This window comes from Acidicapsa borealis, assembly GCF_059115245.1.
On sequence record NZ_JCACNY010000001.1, the window covers coordinates 2650954 to 2670836 of the forward strand.

The 19883-nt window shown below is 55.1% G+C and carries 14 protein-coding genes and 1 tRNA gene; 4 read left to right on the plus strand and 11 right to left on the minus strand.

The features are described from left to right. Nucleotides 1-143: 143 nt before the first annotated feature. A complete protein-coding gene (locus tag AC5S27_RS10955) occupies nucleotides 144-2555 on the minus strand; it encodes a GH92 family glycosyl hydrolase (protein WP_493934605.1) in 2412 nt (803 codons plus the stop codon). 322 nt (nucleotides 2556-2877) lie between these two features. On the opposite strand from AC5S27_RS10955, the gene AC5S27_RS10960 reads away from it, so the two are divergent. The 3 genes from AC5S27_RS10960 (at nucleotide 2878) to AC5S27_RS10970 (ending at nucleotide 5407) form a co-directional block, all read left to right on the plus strand. After that, entirely contained in the window at nucleotides 2878-3945 is a 1068-nt protein-coding gene (locus AC5S27_RS10960; RefSeq protein ID WP_493934606.1) for an alpha/beta fold hydrolase, read from the plus strand. Nucleotides 3946-4341: 396 nt separating this feature from the next. Next, the gene (locus tag AC5S27_RS10965) at nucleotides 4342-5154 is read left to right on the plus strand and encodes an IclR family transcriptional regulator (protein WP_493934607.1); all 813 of its coding nucleotides are present in this window, start codon (nucleotides 4342-4344) and stop codon (nucleotides 5152-5154) included. 176 nt (nucleotides 5155-5330) lie between these two features. Then, nucleotides 5331-5407, plus strand: a tRNA-Asp gene (locus AC5S27_RS10970). Nucleotides 5408-5496: 89 nt separating this feature from the next. Here AC5S27_RS10970 and AC5S27_RS10975 read toward each other — a convergent pair. Beyond that, nucleotides 5497-6699, minus strand: a complete 1203-nt coding sequence (locus tag AC5S27_RS10975) for a tyrosine-type recombinase/integrase (protein ID WP_493934608.1) — start codon at nucleotides 6697-6699, stop codon at nucleotides 5497-5499. Between the two features lie 77 nt (nucleotides 6700-6776). Beyond that, the gene (locus AC5S27_RS10980) at nucleotides 6777-7010 is read right to left on the minus strand and encodes a helix-turn-helix domain-containing protein (RefSeq protein WP_493934609.1); all 234 of its coding nucleotides are present in this window, start codon (nucleotides 7008-7010) and stop codon (nucleotides 6777-6779) included. Between the two features lie 366 nt (nucleotides 7011-7376). On the opposite strand from AC5S27_RS10980, the gene AC5S27_RS10985 reads away from it, so the two are divergent. Continuing rightward, nucleotides 7377-8330, plus strand: coding sequence for a LysR family transcriptional regulator (locus AC5S27_RS10985; RefSeq protein WP_493934610.1), 954 nt, complete (start codon nucleotides 7377-7379; stop codon nucleotides 8328-8330). Nucleotides 8331-9094: 764 nt separating this feature from the next. Here AC5S27_RS10985 and AC5S27_RS10990 read toward each other — a convergent pair. The 8 genes from AC5S27_RS10990 to AC5S27_RS11025 all read right to left on the minus strand — a co-directional run bounded on the left by AC5S27_RS10990 (nucleotide 9095) and on the right by AC5S27_RS11025 (nucleotide 19732). Next, nucleotides 9095-9529 (minus strand): Rid family hydrolase, encoded by a 435-nt coding sequence (locus AC5S27_RS10990; RefSeq protein ID WP_493934611.1) that lies wholly within the window; start codon nucleotides 9527-9529, stop codon nucleotides 9095-9097. Between the two features lie 108 nt (nucleotides 9530-9637). Continuing rightward, nucleotides 9638-10177, minus strand: a complete 540-nt coding sequence (locus AC5S27_RS10995; protein WP_493934612.1) for a lipocalin-like domain-containing protein — start codon at nucleotides 10175-10177, stop codon at nucleotides 9638-9640. 317 nt (nucleotides 10178-10494) lie between these two features. Further along, the gene (locus AC5S27_RS11000; protein ID WP_493934613.1) at nucleotides 10495-11304 is read right to left on the minus strand and encodes a DUF5694 domain-containing protein; all 810 of its coding nucleotides are present in this window, start codon (nucleotides 11302-11304) and stop codon (nucleotides 10495-10497) included. A gap of 99 nt (nucleotides 11305-11403) precedes the next feature. Further along, the gene (locus AC5S27_RS11005) at nucleotides 11404-13440 is read right to left on the minus strand and encodes an alpha/beta hydrolase domain-containing protein (protein ID WP_493934614.1); all 2037 of its coding nucleotides are present in this window, start codon (nucleotides 13438-13440) and stop codon (nucleotides 11404-11406) included. Between the two features lie 301 nt (nucleotides 13441-13741). Then, on the minus strand, nucleotides 13742-14515 hold the full coding sequence (locus AC5S27_RS11010) for a hypothetical protein (protein WP_493934615.1): 774 nt from the start codon (nucleotides 14513-14515) through the stop codon (nucleotides 13742-13744). 60 nt (nucleotides 14516-14575) lie between these two features. Next, nucleotides 14576-15511, minus strand: a complete 936-nt coding sequence (locus tag AC5S27_RS11015) for a hypothetical protein (RefSeq protein ID WP_493934616.1) — start codon at nucleotides 15509-15511, stop codon at nucleotides 14576-14578. Between the two features lie 76 nt (nucleotides 15512-15587). Next, nucleotides 15588-16331 (minus strand): hypothetical protein, encoded by a 744-nt coding sequence (locus AC5S27_RS11020; protein ID WP_493934617.1) that lies wholly within the window; start codon nucleotides 16329-16331, stop codon nucleotides 15588-15590. Nucleotides 16332-16534: 203 nt separating this feature from the next. Then, the gene (locus tag AC5S27_RS11025; RefSeq protein ID WP_493934618.1) at nucleotides 16535-19732 is read right to left on the minus strand and encodes a S41 family peptidase; all 3198 of its coding nucleotides are present in this window, start codon (nucleotides 19730-19732) and stop codon (nucleotides 16535-16537) included. Between the last annotated feature and the right edge of the window lie 151 nt (nucleotides 19733-19883).

Here is a 19883-nt window from a genome sequence, read left to right on the forward strand (position 1 = left end):
ACCCAGGAAGGGTTCTCGCACTACCAAAATAGACGATCAACTAAAGGATTAGTTATCAAAATCTGTGGAAATTTTAAAACCACAAAAAGCAGGCGGGTCAGGGAACCCCCCAACCCGCCGTCCCGAGATGCCGTAAGTCATGGCTAAATCGTCAGTTCCGACTTCGGCCGGTCCGCCGCCGACTTCCCGAACTCCGGATTCGGCTTCGTCCCCATCTTAAAGACAAACTGCCCGCCTCCGGCAATATCGCCGTGTGTGAACCACGACCGAGGATGCGGCTGCCCGTTGAACTCGACCGACTGCACATAGAACGCACCCGGAGCCGGCTTCCGCCCTTCGATGACAAGCTTTTTCCCACCCGCCAGGTTCAGCGTCACCTTGTCGAAGATCGGCGTCCCGATAATGTACTTCGTGCTGACAGGGTCCACGGGGTAGAAGCCGATCGTGCTCAGCAGCAGCCACGCCGACATCTGCCCGCAATCCTCATTGCCCGCCATGCCGTCCGGATTGTTCGAATACAGCGTCGTCACAATCTCATGGATCCGCTGCTGCGCTTTGTAAGGCTGCCCGGCATAGGCGTACAAGTAGACAATGTGGTGGCTCGGCTCGTTGCCATGTGCGTATTGCCCGATCATTCCCGCAATATCCGGCGGAGCATCCTTGGGCAGCGTCGACGGCTGGTTGAATAGCTTGTCGAGCTTGGCCAGGAATGCCTCGTCTCCGCCAAACAATTCGATATAGCTGGTCACGTCGTGCTGAACGCCAAAGGCCGTCTGCCACGCGTTCGACTCGGTGTAGTCACGCCACTTATCCCAGTGCCCCATGTCGATGGGATCGAAGGGCGTCGAGAACTTGCCGTCCTCGAACTTTGGCCGCAGAAAGCCGGTAGACGGATCCCAGTAGCTGCGGTAGTTGCGGCTCCGCTCAATCAGCGTCTTCGCGTCGCTGCTCTCGTTGACCTTCGCCGCTACATGCGCCACGGCCCAGTCATTGTAGCCATACTCCAGCGTCTTCGAGATCGCTTCATCCTCGAGATCGCAGGGAATGTAGCCAATCTTGCGATACCAATCCAGGCCGCGATAGTTATCGACGAACGCGCGCTTGTGCATTACCGCGTACGCCCGCTCCCAGTCGATTCCCTGGAAGCCCTTCACGCAGGCCTCAGCCATTACTGATGCCGAGTGATACCCGGTCATCGTGCCCGTCTCGGTCCCTTGCAGCGGCCACACTGGCATTCCCGCCGGGCTCTGCTCTGCCATGCGGATCAGGCTGTTCACCATGTCCGGCACACGATCCGCCTGGATCAGCGTAAACAGCGGATGCTCTGCTCGGAATGTGTCCCACAGCGAGAAGGTCGTGTAGTTCCGCTGCCCGGATTCCAGCTGATGATTCTTGCCGTCCATGCCGCGATACTGACCGTCCACATCGTCAAACAGCGTCGGCCCCAGCATCGAGTGATAGAGCGACGAATAGAAAAGCGTCCGCAGATTCCGGTCCGTCGTCTCCACTTCGATCTTCGCCAGCTGCGTCTTCCAAGCCGCCGCCGCATCCGCCTGGACCTTGCCAAAATCCCACGCCGGAATCTCCGCCTTCAGATTCTTCTGCGCACCATCGATCCCCGTGCCGGAAATGCCGGTCTTGATCAGCAACTGCTCGCCGGCCTTGGTCTTGTAGTGAACGACCGCCTTGACCACCTTGCCGCGCACTTCGTCTGAAGGCGATCCGGCGGGCTTGCCGTCTACAAACACCTCAACCTTGTCGAAGGGCCGCGAAAATTGCAGCGCGCCAAAAAGCTCACGTTTAGCGCCCCACGAATTCGTCGAGTGCCCAACCAGCAGCGTGTCCTTGCCCTCAACTTTCAGGCTGCCCCAGTTCAATCCATGCTCGATCGGCCCATAGATGTGCGCGAGGTCGATCACCACATGCGACGAGTCGCTCGCCGGAAAGGTGTAGCGATGGAAGCCCGCGTGTTCGGTCGCCGTCAGCTCCGCCTTGATGCCCGTATCCGCAAGCAACACTCTGTAGTACCCCGGTTCGCCAAACTCCGTCTTCTTATCGAATTTCGAGCGATACCCCTGTTCCGGATTCTTACGGTCGCCCGGCTCCAGCTTCACTTCGCCCGTGCGCGGCATTACCAAAAAGTCCAGCAGGTCGCCGCAGCCCGTGCCGCTCAGATGCGTGTGGCTGAATCCCATGATCGACGTGTCACTGGTGTGGTAGCCCGAGCACCAGTCCCACTCATCATTGAATGTGTCCGGGCTCAGCTGCACCATGCCAAACGGCATCGTCGCTCCCGGATACAAGTGTCCGTGTCCACCGGTCCCCTGGAACACATTCACTAGGCTACCCGCAGACGCAATCTTCGCCTTTACCGGCGCACCAGCAGCCTTCGCCAGCGCCGACGAACCACCCAGCGCAGTAATCGCACCCAGAGCCGATAGGCTTCCGAGCAGCTCTCTGCGGCTGATGCCGGTGGTATCGTTACCATTTTCAACCGCAGTCTGGCTCTTAAATTCGCTCGCAGGGGCAGGGAATTGCTTCCGTTCATCCGTCATCGTTCTCTCCAGGGGTCGTTTCTTCTCGCAGGTACTAAGGCGTGCGCAGGCATTCAACCTGGCGACAATTCATTGTCCTTCCTAGGCCCCACACTCGGCAAAACATATCGGCGTCGTTGCTACCGCTGCTTTCGTTGCTGCAGTTGCCCCCGTCGTTGCCTTTGCCTTTCTTGTTGTCATTCCCGAAGGGAATCTGCTTCTTCCATCGTCCTCCACCACCGCGAGTGCCCCACCTTCAACACGGCTTCATCGTGTTCAAGGTGGGCGGCGTCCGCAACAAAGATCGTCCCGCATTGTATAAAGACGTAACGAGGAGCAGTCCATGTCGATACGTGCCAGCATCGTTTTTACTCCCATAGCATTGTTCTTCGTAGGTGTCTTCGTCATCGCCGCAAACGCTCAGGACGGCAAGCTCCGCATCGCCGACCTCGGCCAGTGCAAGCTCGAAAGCGGTCAGACCATCGACAACTGCCACGTCGGCTACCGGACATTCGGGCATTTAAATGCAAAAGGCGATAACGCCGTCCTCATGCCCACCTGGCTCTACGGCCTCAGCTCCGACCTATCAGGGCTCTTCGGCGACGGCAGCTCACCGCAGCAGCTCGTAGACACGACAAAATTCTTCGGCATCGCCATCGACGCATTCGCCAACGGCGTCTCGTCTTCTCCCTCCGACAAAGGCCCGCAACACGGTACCGCATTCCCGCAGTTCACGCCCAGTGACAACATCGCGGCGCAGTATCGCGTCATGACCGAGATCCTGCACCTCAAACATCTCCACGCGGTCATAGGCCTTTCCATGGGCGGCGAACAGACGTTTGTGTGGTCCGTCCTGCACCCCGAGTTCTTTGACCTCGCTGTGCCCATCCTCGGCACGCCGCGCCCGACAACCTACGACCTTTTCGTCAAGCAGATCCAGGCCCAGTCCATCCTGACTGCACCAGGCTATAACGAAGGCAACTATACGACTCCGCCGGATCTGCATCTCGCCAATCTCATCGGTGCCCTGGTCGTAACTACACCGGAGCAGGTCAATCAGCAGACCCCGCGCGACCAGCTCGAATCTCTGGTCAAGGCCAAAGGTGCACTGCAACCCTTCGACGCGAACGACCGTGTCTGGCAGCTTCGCGCCATCATGGCCCAGGATGTGATCGGCAAACAGTCTCTCGCCGCCGCCGCCCGCTCCACCCGCGCCAAGTTCCTCGTCATCGTTGCCGGCGAAGACCACCTCGTCAACCCGCAGCCCGCTATCGACTGGGCCGCCGCCCTCGGCGCGCCAACCTACATCTCCCACGGCTCCTGCGCCCACATCATCATGAGCTGCGACGCCCCGGCAGTTTCAAAACGGGTCAAGGAATTCCTGGCCACCGGCACTCTGTCTACGCCATAAAGTTTTTGCAGTGACAATTGCGTTTTATTTACTGCATTTCAGGCACAATGAACGTAGTCCTAAGTTCAATCAGCATGAGCTCAACGCAAGTAAGTGCACAAAAGTGCCACAAAAGCGCATGAAAATTGGCTCTAAGTGCTGCTATATCAATCACCTGCGACAAGAAGTGTATCCCCTCCCCCCTTCTGCATTCCCATGGCCGCCAATCGTTCGTAGAATGTGCCCCTGACGCCAAACCTAAACCCCCTCAGAGCGCTACGCTGTCGACCAATGGCCGACAGCGCAGATGTATGGCCTCGCAGACGGCACAGGCTGAGATGCCGTCTTAGTTCTTGACACGCCCAGGGGGAGGGGAGCAAACTGCTATTAGTTCATTGGGCGGTATGAGGATTCATAATGCGAGACACTGCACCGCAGGGTACCTATAAGGTCCAAGCACTTGACCGGGCCTTCGCTGTATTGGATTTACTGGGAGAAAGTGACGTTCCATTAGGTTTAGCGCAGGTCGCCTCGTCGCTGGCACTGCATAAAAGCACCGCCCATCGCTTTCTGATGGTCTTAGAACGCCACCACATGGTCGAGCGCACGGTCAACGGCAAGTTCCGCCTGGGACTCCGTCTATTCGACTTCGGCAACCGCGCCATCGAGCAATATGACCTCCGTGACCGAGCTCAGCCGCACCTTCGCCGCCTGGTCAACGAAACTGAAGAAACCGCCCACCTCTGCATTCTGGAGCAGGCCCACATCATCTATCTCGACAAGATCGAGCCCGCCCGCTCAGTCCGCATGATCACCCGCGTCGGCGCCAGCAACCCGGTCCACTGTACTTCGGTCGGCAAAGCAATCCTCGCTTTCCTCCCCGAAGAGCGCATCGCCGACGTGATCCGCCGTACCAAGTTCGAGCGCTTCACGCACCGCACGATCGGTAGCGCTGAAGCCCTTCGCACCGAGATCGAAAAGACCCGCCGCCGCGGCTACGCCGTCGATGACGAAGAACTCGAAGAAGGTCTTCGCTGCATTGCAGTGCCAGTCCTTGACGCTCAGCGCCAGCCTGTAGCAGCAGTCAGCATCTCCGGCCCAAGCTTCCGAGTTACCGCGCAGAAGCTCCCGGCCATTGCCAACAATCTGCTGCAATGCGTCCGCGGCATCTCGCTCGATATGGGATTCGTCCCAGCGGCTCGTGCCGCTCGTAGCAGCCTGAGTTCCTGACCGGTTTCAGGGTGAGGTTGAGAACCTGGTTCTCAGCCTCGCTATGAGCGGCTATTCCTAATGCAAGCCCCAAGCGAAGCTAGCGGCTAAGTTTTCCAGAGCTCAGGATGCACACACCCCGGTGCTTCTGCTAGAATCAAAAAGTTGAAACAAGCCATGTCGCCAGACACGGCCTTGGGGACGTAGCTCAGTTGGTTAGAGCGCTGCCCTGTCACGGCAGAGGTCGCGGGTTCGAGCCCCGTCGTCCCCGCCATACATTCCAAAGGACTTACGGAATATATGGGACCTAAGTGACAAGCAAATCAGGACACAATAAGGTCACAATAGCGAATCGCCCTATGATTACGCTTCTGCGCCCGTCCGCGCCTGTTTCTGCTGTGCGCCCACGTTTGTGCCCACGTTCGGCACCATCATTTGAACAACCTTGCTCTGTGCTGCCCGCTTGTGCGAGTTCACGGCCTGCGTGTAAACGTCGAGCGTGATCTTGCTGTTGGCGTGCCGCAAAAGCTCCTGAACGGTCTTCACATCTTCTCCGTTTGCCTTGAGCAGTGTGCCGAAGGAATGGCGGAAGGTATGCCAACCGATGTTCTTGTGGATGCCAGCCGCCTTCGCTGCTGGCTTGATATGCCGCTTCATGAGGTTGTCCGGCCAATAGGGTTGTGTGCCCTTCATGGTCGGGCTGGCGAAGACCCAATCGGACTCCATCGGATAGAGGCAGGTTTTTCTCCATCGCAGAAGATCCTCGGCCATGTAACCGTCCATCGGGACTGGCCTGGCCGACGCTTCTGTTTTGCAGACACCCATCACCTGGTGCCAGATGGACTCGGTGACGCGAATCTCCAAGTTCTCGAAATCAATGTCGTCCCACTTTAAGGCGAGAAGTTCACTGACCCGAAGACCCGTCGCCGCGTCGAGCAGAACCAAGGTCCGCTCCCGCACGGCGAGCTTCGTCAAAAGAGCCTGGAGTTCGTGCAGTTCGAGGACATCGGGAATACGCTCCCGCTTCGCGCTTTGGCGCACGAGCTTGATCGGATTCTTGTCCGTCCACTCGTACCGCATCGCGTGACTGAAGAGAGCGCTCATGATGTTCCGAATCTTCGCTTTTGTTCCTCGTGCCCGCTGAATGCTGCTTAACCACTCTTCCACGGCAACTGACTTGACCTGCTGCAAGCGGTGGTCGCCCCACCGTGGAAGAATCCAGCCGTTCAGATAGCATTCGTAGCCGGCTCGCGTCGAGTGCGCTTTGCGTCCTTGTTCGTCTTCGGTCAGCTCTTTCAACCGATAGTGCCCGATCAGCTCCGCTATCGTACTCGGGCAGCTCACCGCCCGCGGGGTTTGTTGGTTGGCGTCGATGCGCAACGCGTTGGCGGCTTTCAGGGCTGCTGCTTCCGACGGGAGAGTGATGGTCGTGCCGATCACAGCTTTACGCTGTAGGTTCTTGCCGTCCGGCCCAATCTCTCTCCAGCGAAAGACCCAAACATCAGGCCCCTTCTGCCGCTTGCTACGCTGCACGCTTCCTTGCTGATACCGTGTGCGCCTTGCCATAAATACTCCTGGTCTCCGGCGCAACGGGTGGCTTGATTCAAGGCTATCGCTGCGCCGGGTAGAGGTCTAGTGGAAATTCAGCTTGCAAGCTGCTCAGTGATCCATCGATCGATGTCGCTGGCTCGGAAACGCCACATGGAACCCAACTGAAAGCCTCGAACGATTCCTTGTCGTGCATATCGCTGGAGGGTCTTTGGATGTATCCGCATGATGGCTGCTGCTTGGTCGGTATCCAGCAAAGGCTCAGGAACGAACGGCTCACTTCGTACAGGCTTTCTTCCCAATTCCTGATCCGGTAGTCTGTCCATCATCACTGTGCCTCCTCTGAAGCCGGAGCAGCGTCACACTGTCTCAACGCGGCGACTTGTGCGGCGTACTGCTACGAAGTGTGTCCGCTATTGATCCTTCGGATACTGCTTGCTGACTACGATTGGCGCAGAGGCCTCCAAAAGTCCAATCACATTTTGCCGAGCGACTATTCCAAAACGTGATAGTCCTCTACGCAAGCTGCACGCCGTAGGCCACGGAAACGGAAGCAGATGTGTCAAACTATTCACGGGATAGTCTCCCACCAGAAGATTTCAAGAAAGTTTCGCGTTTCCATTTATCTGAGAGCCCTTCCACTACTCATTGCAGGCTCTCTTGGTCCCCAGGCAGAGTTTCAAGTGGGGGTAGGCATGGCCCGAAGCAAGGCAAAACGCCGGATCGACCTAAAACATATGGAAGCGGCCATCGCGGTGGCAGAGACGCTCAGCTTCTCCCGAGCTGCCAAGCGCCTCCATATTAGCCAACCGGCTGTCACAAAATACATCAGCGAACTTGAGGAGAGCCTAGGTGCTCTCCTCTTCGTTCGTGCGCACCACACTGTTTCTTTGACTGAGGCCGGAAAGGCCTATGTGGAAGAAGCCCGAATCGTCGTCCTTCACGCCGGACGCGCAGTACAGGCTGCACGTGCTGCTCAGCAAGAGGCAGAACTAGTCCTCAACGTCGGTCGATCACCTTATGTTGATCCTTACTTCACCACAATGCTCCGCTCGATCCGATTACCGCTGTTTCCCCGACTACACTTGCAACTCTCCAGTGGATTTTCCTGCGACCTGACTCAGGATGTCCTCAATGGTGACCTTGATCTAGCCCTAGTAAACGAGCCGCCGCAGTCAGGCCAATTGGTCGAGTTTGAAATTGAAGAGTCGCCCTTCTACGTTGTCATGTCCAGGGAAGATCAGTTGGCTCAACTTCCTGCTCTCGACTTAGATCATCTCTCGCGCAGGCGATGGATCATGTTTCAACGTAACCTTCATCCTCCGCTTTATGATCTGATTCAGAAGCTAGCGCGTGAGGGCCGCGTCATTCCGTCTACCCTACAGCACTTCATGGTGCCGGAAGAGTGTCTATCTCTCCTGCTCGATCCTGGCGGAATTGTCATTGCGCCGAAATCGGGGGCTCTAAGAATTGCACGAGATGGACTCACCATGAGACCGCTTGATGACACTCGCCTCAGAATGAAGACGCAATTGATCTCCCGAGCCGATAATCCCTCCCCGGCGATCAGCGAGCTATTTCGGACCTTCATGCGAAAGCTCAAACACACGCGCTGGGACAGTCAGATGTCACTGCCTCTTCCCACGTAACGTAGGTATGACATTTGAGATCTGTCGAGCGTCAATGATCTTTACGTTCACCGGGCCGGAAGCGTCGCATTTCTGACAAGAGACAATTCCCGCTGCGATAACTTTGGCATCAATATCGTCAATGCGAACGATGTGTCCACATACCTGACATTGGTGCGCGTGTTCCCATTGTGTTGGCACAGACGTCCGGCTCCTCGTTGCTTACATCGCGAAGCTTCTTAGAAAGATCGACCTCGCTTCAACGCCCATATATTGCTAAGCGCTGCAGCAGGACGCGAACTGATCGACTGGATGAACTGTGGTGTTGAACATTACCGGCTCTGAGAGTGGTCTCTGCATCCAAGGGCAGGACGTTCACGTCTTATTGAAGGCCTCTAACGGTTCGATCATCTCGTTTGCGTGCTATTGAAACCCCCAAGGAAGAAAGACCATCTTCAACCGCTCGTGGGATGGAACAGAGCTGGGCGATCTGGCCATCGGCGCACAACTCCACTCCAGTCAGACCCTGGAGTTTTGCCTTCAGTCTGAGAATTCGATTATCTGAACCCTCGATCTGGAACTTGGTCCAATTCTTGTCTTCCAGCCGAATCGAGACGAAGTTCAACGGAGGTAAGCTTTGCTGATCGAACAGGTTGAAGAGGCGAGAGTGGAAGCGCTGACCTGACGGGCCAATACATATCATCGTCGTACGTATCATCTGCACTCCTTTGGCGTTACGCTCTCCCGAAACACAACCAATGCTGCTGCAATCAGGCATTGTGTCCTTACCGTGCTGCTATCACTTCGATCTCCACTAGAGACCAAGGATGTGCGAGAGCGGTAACCTGCACAGTGGCACGTACCGGCTTTAGTTTTTGAGCAGGCGTTCCGAAGAAGGTCGCATAGCCCTCTTGAAATCCCGCAAAGTCCATCGCGCCGCCTTGTGTCGGCACACCAACGAGATAGACACGCATCGACACAACATCTTTTAGCGCAAGATTCTGCGCCTTCAAGATGTCGTCGATCTTGTGAAATATGCTGATCGTTTGCGTTTTGGTATCGCCGTAGGCAGGCTCTCCTTGGGGAGAGCCTACTGCCCCGGTCACCGGCGAGGCCGTCTGTCCGCTAACGAAGAGAAGGCCTTTCGCCCACACGGCTGTCGCGATGGGTGCGGCATCAGTCTGAACGTGCTGAACTGAAGATCTACTTTCCGCAGTCAAGCATAGGCCACCTGGGCATGCGATGGCGGAGGCAAGAATGACACACCTTGATCTCTTCATCATTCCTCGAATCGATTTATCCAATTGGAGTGGATCGTTAGGTTCTGATTATTGGACTCGATGCCACGCGGAGATTGGAACCTTACCGTCAGGAGTTGCCGGAACATGCCACTCCAAGTCATCTCCTTTAATGGTGAAGGGGCGTGTTTGGCTAGCTCCCACCCAATTGACAAATGATGCGCCATCAATCTTGAACGTGATCGTGCCCTTCTCCCCATCAACCGTGTAACGCCCAAAATGGCAGCTCGCGCCAACGGATGCGTCTCGATATTCTTCGGGAGACCCCTTTTTCTTGTCGCCCGCGGCGAACTTCGCTCGTTCTGCGCTGTAGATCTGGAGCGCATATCTCCCGTCAGCCTGGAATATTAGGAGGCCGGAAGGATTGGAACCGTAGGCGTGAACCCTTGTGCCATCTGGCAGCAAATCGTCTGCCGCGCTTAGGGTCCATGTTCCAACAAGCGATGAGGCCGTTACTATTGATGTGGTCATAGGGGCTTGTGCCTTCAGGTTTTGGATTGGATTCAAGAGCCCTGCACTCAGAAGAACAGTGCTCAGAGCCATAACGGCGGACTTTACAAGTGCTTTCATCAACGGGCTCCTTCGTGTTGCTTGCTATTTGTCGATCCGGCTTTCACCAACGGAATTCTCATGCGCTTGAGCGCAAGCACCGTACGTACCGAAAACCATTGTTAGGAATAGGCACGCTGCAGAACTTGCTGCAGAGTTTGCTGGCTTCCGTTCTGGCTTGGATATAGCCGTCATGCCCTCAAACTACAAGTGAGTGCCACTCACCACAAGTTCGAATATTTCAATTGACACTTGAGGGCGGCGCAACAATCAGCACTGGTCAGTGCCAAGCGATTTCTTGGAGCGCCACTTGACACATATCCTTTGGAGAAACGGCTCTACTCGCGACCGATAATTGGAAGAGGATCGACAAGCACTAGGCCGGGTGTCTCCTCGACACACTGGCGGAGCAAGTATGCATGGCCCGCTCCAAAGAAGACGACGATACGATCTCCCGGCTTGGCCACCTGCAAGAGATTGGAACAGATGAGAAGGTTCCGATGCTGCCATGCAGCCAATAGATCCGCTCCAGGCTGATCCGCACCTGAACCGATTCGAAGCAGACTTCTGTATCCGCTGTTTTCTCTTCTGATGTGCTCTGGCTGATTCAAGTACCAAAGCGCAGAGATGATCCCTTCATGGTCGATTCGACGCTGAAGCTCAAGATCATCTCCCCATCCAGGGGGAGTGAGAAGCTGCTTGAATCCATAAGCGTTCGCATAATCTTCCAAACGCTGCCATGGAAATTCTCCATCGGCGTCCAGCCCGTAAACCTCGGCGCTTGCTTTCTGGGCGAGACGGAATCCCACCTGGACGACCTCATTGTGGCTAGGAGCTAGCTTTCCTGAAAGGAATAGTGGATAACGCTCTTTAACCTCGGAAGCGTCCCATTCAACCCCGACCTTAGTCGGGTGAAATCCATTGATCCTATCGGTCAGTTTGTCTAGTTCGGTTTGGCGCGCGGGTTGCAGGACATCATCAGACTTGGCGTCATGCAGATCGTGACCAGGGTTTGACATGTGGTACATGCCGACAACCATGACCTCAACAGGCTTGTTGTTGGTATCTGCTGTTGGAGTCTGCGCGAATGCCGTGCAAACAAAAACAATAGCGGCAATTTGCATAACGAACAGTTCCCGAATCTTCATGCACATCATGACTACCTCGGCTCCTTCAGACCTGCCGGAGAACGGTGATACCTACTAAACAGCATGCCGGTCTCATCGATTGCTCGGCACATCCTGACGTCATTTCTGTGCCTCGTGCTTGCCCAGGTACCAATCGAATTTAGCTACTTCATCCCAGTATCCGTTCATTTTCGCAATGATGGCGTCGCGCTGCATTGGTAGGAGGAAGCGTCGCGCGATCGCGTTGTCAATCGACGCGGTGGCCGCTTTCATAAAGCCTTCGCGATTGCCGTAGCGTTCTTCGATCGATAGCCGGGGGTCGTTCGCGGCTAAGCGTTCGGCGCGGGTTCGTGCGAATGGAATGAATGCGCCATTGAGGCCTGAGATGAAACCGAAAGGGGCAAGTTCCGGCGACCTCCAATCCCATGCGGTGTAAGTGCCAAGCGGCACAGACGACATCGCACCCCGCCAGCCCCCCAGTTCATTGCCGTCATGATCTACGGCTGGTACCAGCAACGGATAGCGTGGGCCGATATGCGGTGGTTCACTCAGTATTCCTTTGGTGGCATAATCGCGCCCCAATTTGAGTTGCCATACCGGTGGAGGATTTGTTGGCACGCGAATGCCTGGTATGGCCGGAAAGTTCATGTCACTTGCGGCAACCAGCGTCGAGCCCAGGACCGGCGCAACCGTTTCGGGGGGCGCGATATTGTCGACGATCCAGAGACGCAGATTCTCCAGTTGCGCACTCATACCGTCTGCCAGGTCAACGTTGGCATTGTAGGGGTAAGCCGCTTCCTTTCCGGCCTTCGTAAAATCGCCCGCACGCCGCAGAGCATGCGGTACGCCGGAAAAATAATAGAGCCGACTATCAGCGCCCAGAGCCACTGCCTGCTTGCCGTCAGTGGTTGTTTGGATCAATGATCCCGCGCGTGCCCAGTATTCGGAGCTGCTGAAGACATACATAATCTTCGGCACAGTGTGGTCGCGCATTGCGCGGTCGAGAAGACCTTCCTTGCCTTTGTGGTCGATGTCCGGCGTTGGAACATCGGCAAATGGATATAAGTCGACGGCGCGCAAATCACTCAAGACCGAATTGCCCGCTTCACCAGGCAGCGCGTAACGGTGATTAAACGAACCGCGTCCTGCTCCGCCGGTGACGATGAGCATGCCATCGAACACACGCGCACCAGCCGTGTCGGTGTTGAAACCGCGATAGACGAAGTCACGCAGTAAACGACTACTTTGCGAATAACCGAACGCAACGATCGCGTCCGCATAGCCCTGTCTGTTGATCTCGGAAGGGACCTTGCGATCTTTCAGATACGATGCAAAGTCACGAAGCGCCGCTTGGCCAAGCCCTGCTACTTCCGCATTTCCTCCCTCGTAGACCAGGCTAAAATACGTATTGGCCGCTGCAGCCTGATCTAGGACAATGCCGCAACGCTCATCCTTGTTTTTTGCGATAGCGGCAAAATGCCAGGTATTGCGGGGCACGATGGTTCCAGGGTCATCAAAACTTTTCTGCGTACGAAGCACGGCCTTACGTTCCCTGGCGTCCCGTGCGCAGTAGAAGCCGCTTTCCGACAGGTCGAAGCCTTTGTGGTCCGGCGTCATATCACCCTCGGCAAACGAGGCGCGCACCGGGCCATGCACATTAGCCACGGGAACGTTAAGACCGAACTCTGCTGGCAGCATCCGTGCCTGCCAACCCACCCATGCCACCGAATAACCTAACTGGAACAGAGTCGTGTCGTTCAACTTTTGCACCGATTCGGGGGACATCAGGTCGAGCCCGTTTTCTGTTTCAAAAAATATGCCCTCCATCTGCGTCCCTCCCCGATTCGGGGCCTCTACCAGCGTTGTGTGGTTGCCCCGAGCCGCATCGACGGGACGGATGAGTACAAAAGGGCCGGAATACTCTACAAGACCACGTGAGTTGACCGGCGCATGGCGGATGTCGGCCACGCTACTAGCCGATGGGCTGTGCGGGTCAATAGCGTAATGAACCGTGCCACGCAGCAGTTCATACGTGCCCACTTTGCCAAACGCCTGGCCGCCAGCCCAGAGCTGCCTGTGCGTGATCTCCACCGACATAACCTCGGCATGCGAAAGCGCACACGCCAGAAGGCACAGAAACAACGTAAGGGTTTTCAACACAATGGCCTCGATGCTTGAATTAACTCTCAGTAGACGCGCGTTAGGTCTCATCTTTACCCCTACGTTATCCATGTCTCTATGGTTCGCTTAATTCTGTAGAGAATCCAGATTCCAAGGTTGCAGCTAGCCAACACTCTGAACACTAGCGGGGAGGAGTTATTTTTTATTCGGAGAGAAAGCGGGACTTTCAACAAGATCTCTACGTCAACTGGAGCCCACAGCCACTCTTCACTGTTTCGTAAAGCTCGTCGGGACTTTCGGGAAGACTTTAGGTTGATGTTGTCCGCACCTAGGCTGATCAATCGAGAGTGCCTTTAGCAGGATGCCTCTTCGCCCACTCGTCATAAGCGTCCCGGGTCATCACCATAGCGCTTACCTGCGAGTCGATGCCACCCGACTCCCCTTCGAGAAGCACATACAACTCTCGCGTGAGCCAAGTGGCTTTTTGAGAAACGTGGATCGTAGCTCCGTACATGTTTGGCGTATCGATTTCGTTGCTGTCATTCGGGCGCACACCAGTCTTTTGCGAGAAATCATCCGCGACTTGAGCAAAATCGCTTCCATGGAAGTCGATGTCGATTTGGTTCAGAACTCCATGATTGAAATGCCAGGTCAGCGGATGTGGCCAAGTATTAGGCAGCGAATGAATGAGGACCGGACTGGAAGGTGTGGGTTGACTCAATAGGGAGAGTGCAGTACAAGTCTCGATCACATCTGGCATTCGCTTGTCCATCGAAATAGACATGCCTTGGCGGGCAAGGTCCTCAAGTTCTTCACGATTAGGATTCCGTTTTAGCTTGATTCGGAACTTCGTGTCCGTCGAGCTCACGATGTCTTGAAATATCTTTGCGCCAAGCAATTCGACATCATGTTTCGGCAACGAGCGAATTTCTTCGACAGTCAACGGTTTCGGTTCAGACACACGACACTCCGCGACTCTGCTTTGTAGCCCAGGCTCACTCGCAAGAAACTGAGACACGCTCTCACCGAGGTGATGTCCCATGATATTTGTTTGCGAATGGGCTTGGGTGGCGGCGAAAACGGCGAAGCAAGAAAGGACGAAAAGCTTCATGTCTGCTATACCCATCAAAATAGCCGCCTTCAGGAGAAGGTCCGTAGGCGGCCACATTAGCTATTTTTCAAAGTGACAGTCGAGATAGAGGGTTGCGGAGTTTTTCGTCGCAATCACTTGCACCACTTTGCCAATCACAGTTGCGTAATCTCCGCTCCGTAGTGCGGCGAATCGGTCCAATTGTTTGGGATCCGAATGACATATCACCTGACCAAGCGCTCCCGGAACACCGCCCAGGCCCGAATTGCCCAGAAGCCCGGTCTTGACCTTCGACGTATCGTAAGAGATATCAATAGATGGATTACCCTCCTGAACCTTTATCGCCCTGGTATATGCGGAGAGAGGATCAGTGATGACTACTTTGCCGTCTAGACGATACACCCTTCCCACATATTCATTTTCGAGGTCTCCGGGCTTGAAGGAGAGGCCCCATGCACGTCGGGTCAACTTCTGGGCCAACTCGATTGCCGTGATGTTGGTGATCTCATCGCTATGAGTCTGCGCGTGGGCTGCTGCGGCGGCGGCGGCTCCGGCGCTGTCCATCGTGACATGCGTAAGGATCGTACACATAAAATTTTGCATATTCTCGGCGGTCGACACTTGCCCCTGATTAAGCTGGAGAGCCATGATCAGCCGGTTATTGCTCTTGTCGGCCTTGACAAGAATCGGGAAACCTTTGTTCTGGTGCAGCAGCCCGCTCTTATCTTTCCTGACAAACGTGAGGCTCCCCACATCTCCTTCGTAGCTCTCCGCGCCCGGGACGAATCCACCGTCTATAGCGATCTTTTCTACTTGCCCAAGGGCGCTGTGAATGTCGATCCGAGGAATCGTGACGTATGTCACGTAAGCTGCCCCGTTGCGCGGGTCACCATTGACCTTAAGGTTTGTTGCGCATTCATTTTGTCCCATGGCCGATTTCACAAACAGCACAAGTACACACATCAGCAGCTTCGACGCTATAGACATGCGCCGCCCTGCTATGCCACTTTCAATCACTACGCACTCCATATTGCTTCTCCTCAGACTCGATCTTGAAAAAGATTCCTACTCGAACTTCTAGTGGCGCGAAAACTCATGGTTGTGGTTTAGCGTTGGGAACAACGCGGTCCGGTTTGGGCGAGACCCCCACTTTGTTCGCAACGTAGATGTTGTCCTTCAGCGGCGTAGTTGGTGGGAACTTAAGTGCACCTGACGTGTACACGATGTCTCCGATCTTGATGGCAGCCAGTGTGGTAGCCTCCAGACCCGAATGATTCGTTGTCGCCCCCGGAATGAACAGCTGCGCCAGGCTCTGCGGTGTCGATCCCTTAAAAAACTCCGTCGCGGGGCCAACTTCGATCACCTGCGAGACCTGGTCGTAGCGCACAACGGTCAGTCTCGAACCATTGATCTGTTCAACCATTCCGGAAACCTGAGAGGTTCCAGAACCTCCGTGAGCAAAGAGCCTTTCGGACGTTTGAGCGTTGAGAATCATCACGATTGTCGCGTGTTTGGTTGTTCCATCTGTATCAAGATGACCTGTGACATTGATCGAGTCACCGACATGTATGTCGCTCAACTTCGCGGGAATTGTTTTGAATGATGCACCGACCTGCTTGAAAAATGACGTGTCCGCACCAAACATGATCAGGAAAGGCTCATTCGCGATCGTTTTGATCGAAGCTTGATTGGCGCTGACCGAAATCACGGTTCCGCCTAGATCTCCATCAGCTAGTCGAGGCACCTGCGCATGGTCGGATTGGGAAATCAGGAATAGGGAAAGAAGGGACATGAAGCCAGCACGGACCAGACTTTGTTGCAGCTTTTTCAGAATCATCTAGGATATCGCTCGCCCGATCTTGTTTCTGGAGTCGCAGCTGACGGCGCCATTCAACTCTCACGCCAGCAACGCTTCGTCGTTATTGCTTGAGGCTACCTCCGCTCGAAGGTGACTACCAGTTCGAAATATTGAAGTGAAGAGTGAGAAAGCATCAACAATGAAGACTCATGTTCTCACTGCGTTCAACGTCAACGAGATATTCAAGGACGGGACGGTGGAACTGCACTCTTGGGGTCCATGAGAACTTGAACTGCGCGCTCAAGCTGAAAGTCGGTGCCATGCGAGAGGCTTTCTGGAGTGTTCGTCACCTGCACATCCGGCGTGATCTGTGTCTTTTCCATCACATTCCCTGCAACGTCTTCGATGGTTCCGTATGGGATACCGACGACGAGTTGGGGATCCTGTTGCTGCTCCCAAGCCGCAGAAGTGCCTGTGCCTGGAATCGGGGTCCCAATTAATTTACCGATACCAAGATGCTGATAGACCCAAGGAAAGAGGTGGCCGTCGGAGTAGTCGTCTTCGTTGACAAGGAGAGCACTCATGCCGGTCCACTTTCCGACCGGCGCTACAGGGTCCCAGCCCAACATCTGCCCGCGAGGAATGTAGTGCAGGTATTGCTTTCCACTCAGAAGTGTGACGAGATCGTCACGGAGGTGTCCCCCGTGATTGAAACGTGAGTCTACGACGATTGCCGTCTTTCCACTGTTCTCGCCGAAAACCTCGGAGAATACTTCACGATAGCTGCGCTGGTTCATTTCCTTGACATGGACGTAACCAATCTGGCCTCCACTCAGTTTGTCGACCTCGATTCGACGCTGCTCTAGCCAACGCTTGTAGAGGAGGTCTTGTTCTTGGGCCAGGGTGATTGGCTTCACCACTGCTACAAATCTCTTCTCATGTGCAGGGTCGTAAATGCTCAGCGAAATGCGATGGCCCGCCCTGTGATTCAACAACGGGCTTGGATCGGCACCCGCCAGAATGGGAGTTTGATCGATCGCTTCGATCACCATGCCGGCCGAGAGACGAGCAGTCGCGGCAATCAAAGGACCGCCGTCTACAATCTCCTGAATCTTGATGCCTCTCTCCGTGTACCCCGAATCGTAGAACGCTCCGAGCGCGGCGGTATCGTCGATAGGTTTGCGACGATATCTGCAGCCGGTGTGACTCGAATTCAGTTCGCCCAACATCTCGCTGCACATCTCGGCAAAGTCTTCATCGTTGTCGATATATGGCAAGAACCGGGCGTAGACCTTCTTGTAGTAGTTCCAATCAACTCCATTCATGCCCGGATCGAAGAACTTCTCTTTTTCGAGCCTCCAGATGTGATCGAACAAGTAAGCACGCTCGGCAGTACCATCGACCTCTTTCTCCGCGTCGAAGGGGACAGGATGCGAAGTACCGGTCGCAACATCAACCTTCGTGATTTTCCCAGCCGCAAGAACATAAGCGTTCGCGTCGTCCTCGGAGACTTGCAGAATCGGAGCGGCATCTGTTTCTGGTGCATCCATCGATGCGAGACGTTTGAGTTCTTTGGTCCGGAGCTTAAGGATCCACAAATCGTCCCCGTTGTCGCCCTTCGCCAGATAGAGCAGGGACTCCCCGTCTTTCGAAAGATGACTGTCCAGCACGTCGGCGGAACCTAGTGTTAGCCTCACTTCTCGATCCTGCAGATTCTTCAGATCGAAGCTGACGGCAGGAAAAGGCTCGTCTTTGGCATCGCCCGTGGCCGACTTAGCTTTTGGCTTGTCCCTGTCCTGTTCCTTCGCCACAGCGTACTCAGATTTGGAGAGACGGAAGCGATCGGCTGCGGCCTGGGAGAAGAAAGCTTCCAGGATGTCACCATTAAAGTCGCTGTCATAGCCTGAGCCGTGAAGACCATACTTATCGCTGATCCACGTCATTCCGCTGCCATCCTTGTTCCATTGCGGATGCGTGGCTTCATATCCGGACACAGTGACATTTGTGAGCGGATGCTGGCCATCCGCGGCGATCAGGCCGGCCTTCTTCGACCATCGCGTGCGATCTAGAAAGGTAGCCAGGAGCCATTTGCTATCCGGCGACCACGCAAACCATTGATCACCATCTTCAGATGAAAAATTGAACTCGCCCGGTAGGATGGTGCGAGACGTCCGACTCTCGAGATTAAGCACCTTGAGCGTCGTGCGGTTCTCAAGGTAAGCGACCTCTCGGCCATCTGGTGAATATTTTGGTTGGAAGTTTTCTTGATCATTGCGAAGCAGCGGCTTGATGTCGATGCTGGTAGCCGAGAAGAAGTATGGCTCGCTTTCCTTGGGCTGAACGATCGAGGCTTCATAGAGAGCCCACGGCCTTTCATATTCCGCAGCGAAGACGAGGCGTCGCCCGTCCGGGCTGAAGGATACGTTGCGTTCCTGGCCTGGTGTGTTCGTGATGCGCTTCGTATCGCCCGTCTCAACGGAAGCGGCGTAGACGTCGCCTCGCACAACGAAGGCAACCTCTTTCCCATTAGGGCTCAAGGTCATCTCGGTGGCGCTGTCTTTAAAGTGAAGGAGCTCTTGGTTCGGTCGAGTTTCACCCAACGCAATTCGTACGTTCAGCTTTTGCGGAGTTGAAGAACCCACACCCAGCGTGTAAATTTCGCCGTCAAAGCCGAAGCAAAGTGTGCCGCTCGCGGCTACAGTCAGAAAGCGCACAGGATTCTTTGCAAAATGTGTCAGTTGCTTCGGCTTACCGACACGGTCATTACTGAATGGCATCTGCCAGACATTGAAGGAGCCGCTCTCCTCGCTTAGATAGTCAAACGACTGATCGTCGGGAGCCCACTGAGGATTGCGATTTTCTCCTACGTACGAGGTCAGTTGTTTGAAGCTTGAACCTCGCGAGTCATAGAGAAAGATCTTATGTGCGTTTGCGTATGTCTCGTGTTTGCGCCATGGATCTTCATAGCCCTTAACGTCTTCGTAGAGAATTCGTAAGCTTTGGTGATCGTAGTGCGCTCCCAGCGCTGGCGTGCTCAAGATCTGAATTGGAGCGTGTCCTTCAGTAACTGCGACTTTATAAAGCTCCGGAAATATCCGCGAGGGGTACTTTGCGCTCTGGCTGATGTCTGTCCGATGCGCGCTGAACATGACAAACTTGCCGTCCGGTGTAAAGGCGGTGGGAATTTGATCCACAGAATAGGCGGTGAGCCGTTTCGCGGCTCCGCCTTCGGCCGGAATGATGAAGACATCATAGTGTCCAAATCTGTCTGAGGCGAAAGCGATCCATTTTCCATCCGGAGACCAAACAGGCGTGGTTTCGTGGGAGATCCCTGCCGTCAACGCGGTAGCTTGCCCACCAGTGCTCGACACAGAGAAGAGATGGCCGTGATAGATGAAGGCAATTGTTTTGGCGTCTGGTGATATCGCGGGATATCGCATCCATAGCGGAGGCGTCGTAGCGGCTTGTCCGTCCGCGTGAAGAAGAGTTGAAACTGAAACGTAAAAGCAAATGATTAACGCGCATCGCAGCAGCGTTCGCCATGGCCACGATTGTATCGGGCGTTTCAATTCGGATCGCGAGGAAATCAAT

Bases quoted from the DNA above. Each gene is read 5' to 3' on its own strand.
- AC5S27_RS11025 (WP_493934618.1), bottom strand. From the start codon at position 19,732: ATGCGATATCCCGCGATATCACCAGACGCCAAAACAATTGCCTTCATC.
- AC5S27_RS11000 (WP_493934613.1), bottom strand. From the start codon at position 11,304: ATGAAGATTCGGGAACTGTTCGTTATGCAAATTGCCGCTATTGTTTTT.
- AC5S27_RS10960 (WP_493934606.1), top strand. From the start codon at position 2,878: ATGTCGATACGTGCCAGCATCGTTTTTACTCCCATAGCATTGTTCTTC.
- AC5S27_RS11010 (WP_493934615.1), bottom strand. From the start codon at position 14,515: ATGAAGCTTTTCGTCCTTTCTTGCTTCGCCGTTTTCGCCGCCACCCAA.
- AC5S27_RS10955 (WP_493934605.1), bottom strand. From the start codon at position 2,555: ATGACGGATGAACGGAAGCAATTCCCTGCCCCTGCGAGCGAATTTAAG.
- AC5S27_RS11020 (WP_493934617.1), bottom strand. From the start codon at position 16,331: ATGATTCTGAAAAAGCTGCAACAAAGTCTGGTCCGTGCTGGCTTCATG.
- AC5S27_RS10980 (WP_493934609.1), bottom strand. From the start codon at position 7,010: ATGATGGACAGACTACCGGATCAGGAATTGGGAAGAAAGCCTGTACGA.
- AC5S27_RS10975 (WP_493934608.1), bottom strand. From the start codon at position 6,699: ATGGCAAGGCGCACACGGTATCAGCAAGGAAGCGTGCAGCGTAGCAAG.
- AC5S27_RS10985 (WP_493934610.1), top strand. From the start codon at position 7,377: ATGGCCCGAAGCAAGGCAAAACGCCGGATCGACCTAAAACATATGGAA.
- AC5S27_RS10995 (WP_493934612.1), bottom strand. From the start codon at position 10,177: ATGAAAGCACTTGTAAAGTCCGCCGTTATGGCTCTGAGCACTGTTCTT.
- AC5S27_RS10965 (WP_493934607.1), top strand. From the start codon at position 4,342: ATGCGAGACACTGCACCGCAGGGTACCTATAAGGTCCAAGCACTTGAC.